The following is a 9,590-nucleotide window of genomic DNA, read 5'->3' on the forward strand; positions in this document are numbered from 1 at the left end:
GTCGGCGGCCCGGCACGCCACGGGGGAGCGTGCCGGGCCGGGAGCCCGGGCTCCCCGCTCCGGTGACACCGCCCCGGGCCCACCCCCAGCACCGACGCCTCCCCCGCCCGGGACGGTCAGGAGCCGAATCCGCCGCGCAGGGCCTCGAACAGCCGCTCCAGGCGCACGCGGTGATCGTCCACCACCGCGCTCGGCGGCTCACCGGCGATGCGGCGGCGCGCCGTCTCCACCATCACGGTGCCGTACCCGGCGATGAAGAAGGCGGCCAGCAACGTCCCGTCGCCCGCGAAGGCCGGGTCGTGTTCGAGCTCCTCGGCGAGGATCCGCTGAAGGTCGGCACCGATCTCCCTGGCGCGCGCGATGAGCGCGGGCGACGCCGCGACGGTCCGGAAGAACGGGATCGACCGGTCGTCGACCCCGGAGAGCGGGTGGCCGGCGTCCACGAGGCGGATCATCGCCTCGCGCAGGGCCGCCGGCACGCCGACGCCCGGGGCGCGGTCGCGCACCGCCGAGCGCAGGAGCTCGACGGCGTCGTCCGCGCGGTCCAGGAAGAGGTCCTCCTTGCGCGGGAAGTGCTTGAAGACCGTCACGCTGGAGACCCCGGCCTCCCGTGCCACCTCGGCGACCGTGACCGTGTCGTACCCGCGCTCGATGAACAGCCGCGTCGCGACCTCCAAGATCCGCGCACGCGTCTGCGGCCCGCCTCGCTCTCCCGTCCTGGGCATCCGATCTCACTCTCTTGTGTAACTAAACTTAGTCACATAACCTAGTGGCGGGCCCGCCGGCCCGACCTCCGTCATTGTCGTCGGGACGGACCCCGCCGGACCACTTCCCGCCGCGGCGCAGCCCACGGCCCGCCAGCCCCCACGGCGCCGGCCCGCACCGATCCCCCGCCGTACCCCCCTGACGCGTCCACCGGACCACGGCCGCCGGCCGCACCACACCCCGAAGGAGTTCCCCCATGCCCCAGGAAGCCGCCGACCGTTCCCCCCACTCCCCCCGATCGTTGCGACAGGCGTGGGTGGCCCTGGCGGGCCTGTCCGCGGTCTTCCTCTTCGAGATGCTGGACAACTCGATCCTGAACGTCGCCCTGCCCACGATCGGACGCGAACTGCACGCCTCCACCACCGTGTTGCAGTGGGCGACGGGCGCGTACGCGGTCGTGTTCGGCGGCTCGATGCTGGCCTTCGGCGCGATCGCCGACCGGTTCGGCCGGCGACGGATCATGCTCCTCGGCCTCCTGCTGCTCGGCGCCGCGAGCCTGGCGACCGCGTTCGTCACGACCGCCGACCAGCTGATCGCCGTCCGGGCGGTGACCGGCGTCGCGGCGGCGATGACGACACCGGGGTCGATGGCCCTGGCCTTCCGACTCTTCGAGGAGGACGGCCTGCGTGTCAGGGCGATGACCCTCATCTCGACCGTGGGTCTGGTCGGGCTCGCGATCGGCCCGACGGCGGGTGGCTTCGTCCTCGCGATCGCGCCGTGGCAGGTCCTGCTCCTGGTCAACGTGCCGATCGCCGTCCTCGCGTTCGTCGGCCTGCGCGCCGGCATCGCCGCCGACGAGGCGGCCGACCTGCACCGCGAGCCGGTGGACGCCCCGGGAGCGGTGCTGGGCACCGCGACGATCGTGCTCGCCCTGGTCGCACCCACGCTGTTCGTCAACGAGGGCGCCGGCAACTGGGCACCGTGGACGGCCACCGCGGCGGCGGCCGCGAGCGGGGCGCTCTTCCTGCTGCGCGAGCGCACGGCCCGTCACCCGCTGCTCGACCTCGCGCTCATCGCCCGCCCGCTGGTCGCCGGCGGCCTGGCGTTCAAGGCCGCGGCCGGGCTGGCGACCGCGGGCCTGGGATACCTGGTGACGCTGCAACTGCAGCTCGACTGGGGGTGGACGCCCGCACTCGCCGCCGTCGGCATGCTGCCGCAGGTCGTCGTCCTGGTCGCGGCCGGCCCGTTCGTCCGTCCGTTCGTGGACCGGGTCGGCCTCGACCGGGCCGCCCGGCTCAGCGCCGCGGCGGTCGTCTGCGGGCTCGCCGTCTACGGCCTGCTGGGCGGCTTCGGCTACCCATGGGTCGCGATCGCCCTGGTGCTCGTGGCGGCCGGTCTGCGCGTGGTCGGCGTGGTCGCCGGGGTCAACGTGCTCCGCGGTCTGCCCCGGAACCGCACCACGATCGGCGCGGCGCTGGTCGACACGGCCTCCGAGGTCACCTCCGGCATCAGCATCGCGGTCACCGGCACGATCCTGGCGGCCCTGTTCACCGGCGACATCACCGCCTCGCACTGGAGCGGCGAACAGACCGGCCAGTTCCACCGGGCCCTGACCACCGCGGGCCTGACCCTCACCGTCCTGGCCGCGGCCCTGGTCGGCTGGGGAGTCGTCCGAGTGCGGCGCGCCGCACCGGAACCGGCGCCCGTGGCCGTCGACGAGGCGATCCCCGAGCCCGTCTGACGCCCCCGCCACGGCCGGTGGCGGGTTCAGCGCCCGTCCGCGGGCAGGAAGTCCAGCGCCTGTCGCAGGTTGTACTCGGCGATCTCCCCCATGAAGACGCGGTCGGGGAAGTCGCCGTCGAGCAGCCGCAGCGGTCCGGCGACCAGCGACAGGCGCATCGCCAGGGTGTAGAAGTCCAGCCGCCGCCCGTCGAGGCCAGCGGCGTCCAGCCACCGGTAGTGCTCGCCGAAGCGGATCCGCAGGAACACGTGCTCCCACTCGACGTCGAAGTACATCAGGCCCTCGATGTCGATCAGGACCGGATCCCCGTGGCGGTCCAACAGGACGTGGTCCGGCCCAAGTTCCCCGTGGATGAGCCCGTACTCCGTACGCGGGCGGACGGCGGCGGCCAGGGCGCGGACCACGGCCTCCAGGCGGTCGCCGGCCCGTGCCATCCGCGCGTCGCGCGAGGCGGCCTCGGCGAGGTCGTCCAGGGCCCGGTCCAGGACCACCTGCTCACACGAACGGCCCTGGGAGACGCCGCCGTTGTCGACCAGGGCGACCTTCCCGTAGCCCGCTGCGGTGTGCCGGTGCAGCACGCCGAGCGCCTGGGCCAGCCGCTCCAGGGCCGCCTCGGCGCGCTGCGGGTCGCGCCGGAGCAGCGCTTCCAGGTTCTCGCCGGGCACGTCCTCGACCACGGCGAGGTCGGCCGGGTAGTGGCGCCCGCTCCGGTCCGCCAGCCGGATCCGGGGCGTGCGGATCCCGAGGGCGTCCAGGCGCCTGCTGGCGGCCTCGAAGAGATCGAGGCCGGAGGCGTGCGAGAACGGGTCCGTGTGGTCCTCGGCGGCGGCGCCCGGTGCGCCGGGCCAGAAGTTCTCGGCCTCCTCCCAGAGGTAGGCGATCGCGGTGCTGTCGTCGTCGAAGGCGAGCCGGTACACGCCCTTCTTGCTGCCACCCCGCAGCCGGGACACCCCCACCAGGCGCCGCCCACCTCCCAGCGCCGCCCGCGCGACCCCCGCCAGTTGCTCACGGGTGACCACCCTGCGTTCCACGGTCACAACCCGCCTCCCCCTCGTCTCGGTGATCGACTCTAGGCGATGCCCGCGGGCGCGGCGGCGGGATTCCGCCACCGGTCAGGCGACGGGCTCATGACCGCTGTCACCACAGGGCGAGAAGGCGGCCGCCCGGTGACCGTCGCGTCGCGTTTCGTCCCCTTTCCCACTCTTGTCACGCCTATCGATAATCGATAGATTTCCATCGCAACTCGATGGAGGGATGGGTCATGGGACAGCTGACCGTACGTGCGCTGCGCGCCGTGCTCGTGGTGGTGCTCACCGGCACCGTGCTCGTACAGGCGTTGATGGTGTGGGCGTTGGCCACCCGCCCGCCGGACGGGCCGCTCCCGCTGACGGCGCTGCGGGTGATCGTGATCCTGGGGCTGGTGGCGGCCCAGGTCGCGCTGGTCTGCGTCTGGCGGCTGGTGGCGATGGTGCGACGCGGAACCGTGTTCTCCCATGCCGCCTTCCGCTACGTGGACGGCGTGATCGGCTCGATCGTGGCGATCGCCCTCCTCTGGTTCACGGTCACGGCCGTCAACGCGCCGGGGCAGCGGGACGACCCGGGCGTCACCGGGATCATGGCCGGGATCGGCCTGGCCATCCTGGGGGTGGCGCTGATCGTGCTCCTGCAGCGGATGCTGCTCGTCCAGGCCGTCGCGCGCGACGGCGAAGCCGCCCGGATGCAGGCCGAGTTGGACGAGGTCATCTGATGCCGATCGCCGTCGACATCGACGTCATGCTGGCCCGGCGGAAGATGTCCGTGGGCGAGCTCGCGGACCGCGTGGGGATCACCCCCGCCAACCTGGCGGTCCTCAAGAACGGCCGCGCGAAGGCGGTACGCTTCGCGACCCTCGCCGCCCTCTGCGAGGTGCTCGACTGCCAGCCGGGCGACCTGCTGCGCTGGGAGGCCGAGGACGCCGCGGGCGGATGACGCGCCCGCGGCGAGGTCCCCGCGGCGGCCTGCGCGCCACGCGCTAGGCACGACGGCGGGCGAAGAGGATCGCTCCCGGGGCGCTGCCCTCGGGCTCGAGCAGCATCTCGGCCTCCACCGTGAATCCGGCCCCGCGCAGCCAGGTGCTCAGCTGGGCGGGCCGGCGGCGGTGGACGTGGACCTTCATCGGGTGGCCGCCGTAGCCCTCCGTCTTCAGCTTCGACCCTTCGCCCACGTGAAAGCCGATCAGCAGCGGCGCACCGGGGCGCAGGACCCGCCCGAAGCCGGAGAGGACCACCGGGACCACCTCATCGGGGACGTGGACCAGCGACCAGAAGGCGAGCGCACCGGCGAGCGACTCATCGGCAAGGTCGAGATCCGTCATCGAGCCGACCTCGAAACGGAGTTCAGGGTGCTCCCGCCCGGCCACCCCCACCATCCCGGGCGAGACGTCGATCCCGAAGGCCTCGACGCCCAGGCCGTGCAGGTGGGCGGTGACGTGGCCCGGCCCGCATCCCATGTCCGCCACCGGTCCGCCACCGGCGTCGGCGACCGCGTCGGCGAACAGGGCCAGCGCCGCCCGGAGGTAGGGGGCGCCGCCCAGAGCGTCACGCATCTGGTCGGCGTAGCTGACCGCCACCGTGTCGTAGGAGGTACAGGTGTCCGCGAGCCAGCCGTCCGAGTTCATGGTCCGACACAGTAGTGCTCGCGAATTCGGTTGCCCGCCCGGCCGCTCCGCGGCAGAGTGGTCGCATCAGCCGTCAGCGCCGCAGCGCCGCAGGGAGGGAACGCACCATGAGCAGCAGTCAGCCGCACCGGCGTTCCTCCAGTCCCCAGCAGAGCCAGGGACATCCCGCCCGACGGTAGAACGGCTGACATGCCGCGCCGCCCGCGGGACGTCCCCGCCCGGGCGGCCTTCCCCATGCCGCCCAGGCTCCGGAGAGTTGGCCGAGTGGTAAGGCAGCGGCTTGCTAAGCCGTCGTCGGGGTGACACCCGCGCGCGTTCGATCCGCGCACTCTCCGCACAGGACAGGAACAGTGTCCCGTACCCATGCGACGTGCCAGTTCCTTGACCATGACTCACCTGCGATCGCCCGCCGGTCAGCCGCACCGGAGCGGCCGCGGGGGCCACCTGCGCCCGCGCCCACGCGGGCATAGCATGCGGCTCTCGGTGCTACGGGGGAGGCGCAGATGGGGCGAGGTCGCACGGCCCGCAGACGGGACACGGTGAAGAGGCGGGCGGAGCTGACGGCGGTCGAGCGGGCCGCGACGGCGCAGCGGACGCGATGGGCGCGGCAGCGGCGGCGAGCGGCGGGTGTCGTGCTGCTCTGCCTGGCATTCCTGGCGCTGCTGACGGGTGCGTCCGCGCCCTTCGACCTGCCGGGGGCGATCGACGACGGCGACCGGTACCGGGCCGCAGTCCCGTGCGCCACGGACCCGGCCACGCCGACCACCGGCCCGCCGACCGACTGCCGGGACCTCGTCGAGGAGCGGCTGGAGGCGGTGCACGTGACCAGGTCCAAGGGGGCGGACTGGGTGGTGGTGGAGCCGCTGTCCGACGATCCGGGCGCCGCGCAGGCGGGGCGGCGGAGGATCGACGTGACCGACGCGCGGCGGCTGTCGCAGGTGTTCCACCCCGGCGACCAGGTGACGGTGACCTGGTGGGAGGGCGAACCGACCGCGGTCACGGACGCCGGGCAGCAGGTGGAGTCGGACTCGCCGCCGACCGCCCAGGCGCCGCTGGACCTGACCGCGACGACCTGCCTGCTGCTGCTCGCGGTGCTGCTCGGCTGGGCCGCAGTGCGTCGGCTGCGCGGGCTCGGGCGGCGGTCGCAGGGCGCCCTGCCGCCGGCCGCCTTCCTGCTGATCGCCGTGGCGATCGGCGGCGCGATCGGGACCGGCGAGCGGAGCCTGCTGCTCGTCGGGGTGCTCCAGGGGCTCGTCCTGGTCCCGGCCTCGGTCCTCCTCGCGGTCCGCAACCGGCACCGGCGCCGGCACCCGCAGCGCCGGTGAACCAGCCTGGGACCACCCGGGCCCACCCGGGCCCGAACAAAAACCCGCGACGCGTCCCGTGATCTTCCCTAGGATCCCCCCATGATCCAGGACGGTGAGTCGATGCGTGGCGGTCTCTCGCTGGTGCGCCGCGAAGGCGAGACCATCCGCCGGCCGTGGCGGGTGTGGACCCCCGCGGTGCACGAACTGCTCCGTCACCTGGAGCGGGTCGGATTCTCCGGCGCGCCGCGCGTCCTGGCCACCGGCCCCGACCAGGGCGAGGAGGTGGTGTCACTGCTGCACGGCGAGGTCGGGCTGTACCCGTGGCCACCGGCCCTGCTCGCGGACGAGGGCGTCACCGCGCTCGGCCGGTGGCTGCGCGACTACCACGAGGCCGTCCGCGACTTCCGGCCCTCCGCGCAGGCCGTGTGGTGCGACGGCGACGCCCACTGGCGTCCCGGACTGATCATGCGTCACGGGGACCTCACCAGCTGGAACTCGGTCTGGGCGGACGACCGGCTGGTCGGCTTCATCGACTGGGATCTGGCCATCCCCGGCGAGGCCATCGACGACCTCGCGCAACTGGCCTGGTACAGCGTGCCCCTGCGGCTTCCCGATCGCCAGCGCCGGGTCGGCTACGGCCAGGGCGGCGCACCGCTCGCGCGGCGGCTCCGGCTGCTGTGTGACGCCTACGGCGCGGACCCGGCCGACGTTCTCGACGCCCTGGCGCGGCTGCAGCGCGACGAGACCGAGCGGATCGCGCGCCTGGGCGTCCTCGGCGAGGACCCCTGGGCCGCGTTCCTGCGGCAGGACTTCATCCCGGAGATCGAGACCGAACGCGCCTGGGCCCTGGAGCGGCGCGCGGAGCTCCTCGGCCACCCCTGACGGCAAGGCCCGACAGGCGCCCGGCGGCGCTCCCGGCCGGCCGGAGCGGGACTATCGCCCCGTGGCCGGCGGCGCGGAGGTGGCCCGCGCGTGGGCGGCGGCGCGGATCGGGGAGGGGCCACAGGCCCAGACCATCACCCGTCCGCCGGCCCGCGCGAGCGGCCGGTCCCAGCCCGCGCGGACCAACCGGGGCCGTCGCAGGGCCAGTTCGGTCCTGGCCCAGTCCGGGAGCAGGCCGATGGAGGCGTTCGTGAGCACCCGCACGGCTGCGCGCTCGCGACGGCTGCGGCCGAAGCCGCGCAGCAGCCCGAGCACCTCCAGTGCGGGCGGTGTGACACGCAACTCCGGCCGCATCCGGGCCAGATAGGCCGCCACCTCGGCACGCGAGCCGGGAATCGCGGTGGCGCCCAGCCGTTCGGCGACGCGGGCGGCCTCGGCGAAGTAGCGGTCGCACTCGTCGGCGGTCAACGGGGTGGCGGCGAAGGCCTGGTAGCCGGCCAGGAAGCAGGACACCTCGGCGGTGTGCACCCAGGTCAGCAGGTCCGGGTCGTCGGCCCGGTAGGGGCGGCCGTCCGGGGCGGTGCCGTGGACCCTCAGGTGGATCCTGCGCACGGCCGCGATCGCCTGCTCGGCCGCCGCCGTCGAGCCCAGCGTCGTGGTGGTCACGAAGCGGGCTGTCCGGTTGAGTCGCCCGGTCGGATCGACCCGGAAGTCGGAGTGCTCGTCGACGGCGGCCATCGCCAGCGGGTGCAGCGACTGCAGCAGCAGGGCCGCGAAACCGCCCACCAGCATCCCGGCCGGATGTCCGTGCACCCGCCACACGACGCTGTCCGCGCCGAACAGACCGGGGTCCCCCGCCGGGTGGTCGTAGCGCTCCAGGTGCAGGTCCCGCCCGTGGACGGTGGCGTTGATCTCGGCCAGCAACCGGGCCCGCAGCGCGGTGAGCGGCGAGCGCCACCCGACCGCACCGGCTTCCGATCCCACCACGTCCGCCCTCCTCGCCCCGAACACCGCCGTCCCACGCAACCTACTCCCTGGGCAGGCCGGCGCCGCGCCGGCCCCACCGGTGCGAGGGCAACATGAGGTCACCTCATGATGGTGATTCGCGCGACCAACACCGGATGCGGCACAGTGGAGATGAACGGCGGTACGAACGGAGCGTGACGGGATGACCGAACGGGCAGTGGACGGCCGGACGGCCGGCGTGGCGGCGCCCGAGCTGCGCCGCAGGCCGGTCCAACAGCGCAGTCTGGAACGGCTGGAGCGGATCCTGGACGCCTGCGCGGAGTTGCTGGACGAGGTGGGCGCCGGCGCGCTCACCACCAAGGAGATCGCCGCCCGGGCGCAGGTCCCGATCGGCACGCTCTACCAGTTCTTCACGGGCAAGCAGAGCCTGTTGGCCGCGCTGGCCCGGCGCAACCTGCAGCGCTACCTCGACCGGCTGACCCGTCGCCTGGACGCCGAGTCGCCCCGCGACATCGGCGGCTTCGTGGACCTGGCGGTCGAGGAGTTCGTCGCGATGAAGCGGGCCGTGCCCGGCTTCGGCGCGCTGGACTTCGGCCTGACCGGGCCGACCCCGCCCGCGCTGGACGACGTGGAGCACCTGCTCGACCTGAGCCTCGACAACAACACCGCGGTGGCCGGACTGCTGCACCGGCTCACCTCCGAGCACCTGTCGGCCGACGGCCGGCGGCCGGGACCGCTGGCCCTGCGGGTGGCGCTGGAGTGCGCCGACGCCGTTCTCAAACTCGCCTTCCAGAGCGACCGGGACGGCGACCCGACCCTGATCGCCGAGTGCAAGGTGCTGCTGCGCCGCTACCTGGCGGGCTGACCCGGGGGCTCGTCGCCGCCCCTGCGGCCCGGACTCCGCCCCGGGCTTCGACCCTGGCTTCGGGAACATGAGTTCCCCACACGTACGGGAAGGCGAGAACCGGCGCCCCGGAAGAGCTAATTCACGGCCCGCTGCCGGGATCTCCCCTCCCGGCGCGTCGGCGGCTCATTAGCGTCCTGGACATGCATGGCGACGACGCCGGCCCGCAGGGGCCGCAGCACCAGCACCCGCCGGGGTGGCACCAGCCCGTGCCACCGCACCCCGAGCCACCGCACCCGGTACCGCCGCACCCCGTGCCCGCACCGCCCGCGGTACCGCCCCATCCGGTGCCACCCCATCCCGTGCCGCCCCCTCCCTCCGCACCGCCGCACCCCGCACCGCCGCGTCCCGAACCGCCGCACCCACGCCCGCCCGACCCCCCGCACGACTGCCACTGTCACTGCCCGCCACATCACCACCGGGACGACC

The 9,590-nt window shown here is 74.0% G+C and carries 10 protein-coding genes and 1 tRNA gene; 7 read left to right on the top strand and 4 right to left on the bottom strand.

From position 1 onward, the window contains the following. Window positions 1-116: 116 nt before the first annotated feature. A complete protein-coding gene (locus ABD323_RS10070) occupies window positions 117-677 on the bottom strand; it encodes a TetR/AcrR family transcriptional regulator (RefSeq protein ID WP_344440932.1) in 561 nt (186 codons plus the stop codon). Window positions 678-961: 284 nt separating this feature from the next. On the opposite strand from ABD323_RS10070, the gene ABD323_RS10075 reads away from it, so the two are divergent. Then, window positions 962-2,446 (top strand): MFS transporter, encoded by a 1,485-nt coding sequence (locus ABD323_RS10075; protein WP_344440933.1) that lies wholly within the window; start codon window positions 962-964, stop codon window positions 2,444-2,446. A gap of 26 nt (window positions 2,447-2,472) precedes the next feature. On the opposite strand, the gene ABD323_RS10080 is transcribed toward ABD323_RS10075, so the two are convergent. After that, window positions 2,473-3,483 (bottom strand): phosphotransferase family protein, encoded by a 1,011-nt coding sequence (locus ABD323_RS10080; RefSeq protein WP_344440934.1) that lies wholly within the window; start codon window positions 3,481-3,483, stop codon window positions 2,473-2,475. 224 nt (window positions 3,484-3,707) lie between these two features. Here ABD323_RS10080 and ABD323_RS10085 point away from each other — a divergent pair, with 224 nt between their 5' ends. Both ABD323_RS10085 and ABD323_RS10090 read left to right on the top strand, forming a co-directional pair. After that, window positions 3,708-4,193, top strand: a complete 486-nt coding sequence (locus ABD323_RS10085) for a DUF2975 domain-containing protein (RefSeq protein WP_344440936.1) — start codon at window positions 3,708-3,710, stop codon at window positions 4,191-4,193. After that, window positions 4,193-4,414 (top strand): helix-turn-helix domain-containing protein, encoded by a 222-nt coding sequence (locus ABD323_RS10090; RefSeq protein ID WP_344440937.1) that lies wholly within the window; start codon window positions 4,193-4,195, stop codon window positions 4,412-4,414. Before ABD323_RS10085 ends, ABD323_RS10090 begins: the two co-directional genes overlap by 1 nt. 43 nt (window positions 4,415-4,457) lie before the next feature. Here ABD323_RS10090 and ABD323_RS10095 read toward each other — a convergent pair whose 3' ends face one another. Then, the gene (locus ABD323_RS10095) at window positions 4,458-5,102 is read right to left on the bottom strand and encodes a class I SAM-dependent DNA methyltransferase (protein ID WP_344440938.1); all 645 of its coding nucleotides are present in this window, start codon (window positions 5,100-5,102) and stop codon (window positions 4,458-4,460) included. Between the two features lie 250 nt (window positions 5,103-5,352). Here ABD323_RS10095 and ABD323_RS10100 point away from each other — a divergent pair. The 3 genes from ABD323_RS10100 to ABD323_RS10110 all read left to right on the top strand — a co-directional run bounded on the left by ABD323_RS10100 (window position 5,353) and on the right by ABD323_RS10110 (window position 7,291). Continuing rightward, window positions 5,353-5,437: transfer RNA gene (locus tag ABD323_RS10100), tRNA-Ser, on the top strand. A gap of 204 nt (window positions 5,438-5,641) precedes the next feature. Continuing rightward, window positions 5,642-6,427 (top strand): hypothetical protein, encoded by a 786-nt coding sequence (locus tag ABD323_RS10105; RefSeq protein WP_344440939.1) that lies wholly within the window; start codon window positions 5,642-5,644, stop codon window positions 6,425-6,427. Between the two features lie 81 nt (window positions 6,428-6,508). Beyond that, window positions 6,509-7,291 carry a phosphotransferase gene (locus ABD323_RS10110; RefSeq protein WP_344440940.1) on the top strand — a complete coding sequence of 261 codons (783 nt, stop codon included), beginning with the start codon at window positions 6,509-6,511 and terminating at the stop codon, window positions 7,289-7,291. Between the two features lie 51 nt (window positions 7,292-7,342). Here ABD323_RS10110 and ABD323_RS10115 read toward each other — a convergent pair whose 3' ends face one another. After that, complete coding sequence (locus ABD323_RS10115) at window positions 7,343-8,278, bottom strand: oxygenase MpaB family protein (protein ID WP_344440942.1); 936 nt, start codon at window positions 8,276-8,278, stop codon at window positions 7,343-7,345. Window positions 8,279-8,459: 181 nt separating this feature from the next. Between ABD323_RS10115 and ABD323_RS10120 the strand changes: the two genes are divergently transcribed. Beyond that, entirely contained in the window at window positions 8,460-9,122 is a 663-nt protein-coding gene (locus ABD323_RS10120) for a TetR/AcrR family transcriptional regulator (RefSeq protein WP_344440943.1), read from the top strand. The last annotated feature ends 468 nt before the right edge of the window (window positions 9,123-9,590 follow it).

The organism is Kitasatospora nipponensis, assembly GCF_039528135.1.
GTDB lineage: Bacteria > Actinomycetota > Actinomycetes > Streptomycetales > Streptomycetaceae > Kitasatospora > Kitasatospora nipponensis.

Bases quoted from the DNA above. Each gene is read 5' to 3' on its own strand.
- ABD323_RS10075 (WP_344440933.1), top strand. From the start codon at position 962: ATGCCCCAGGAAGCCGCCGACCGTTCCCCCCACTCCCCCCGATCGTTG.
- ABD323_RS10085 (WP_344440936.1), top strand. From the start codon at position 3,708: ATGGGACAGCTGACCGTACGTGCGCTGCGCGCCGTGCTCGTGGTGGTG.
- ABD323_RS10090 (WP_344440937.1), top strand. From the start codon at position 4,193: ATGCCGATCGCCGTCGACATCGACGTCATGCTGGCCCGGCGGAAGATG.
- ABD323_RS10095 (WP_344440938.1), bottom strand. From the start codon at position 5,102: ATGAACTCGGACGGCTGGCTCGCGGACACCTGTACCTCCTACGACACG.
- ABD323_RS10110 (WP_344440940.1), top strand. From the start codon at position 6,509: ATGATCCAGGACGGTGAGTCGATGCGTGGCGGTCTCTCGCTGGTGCGC.
- ABD323_RS10120 (WP_344440943.1), top strand. From the start codon at position 8,460: ATGACCGAACGGGCAGTGGACGGCCGGACGGCCGGCGTGGCGGCGCCC.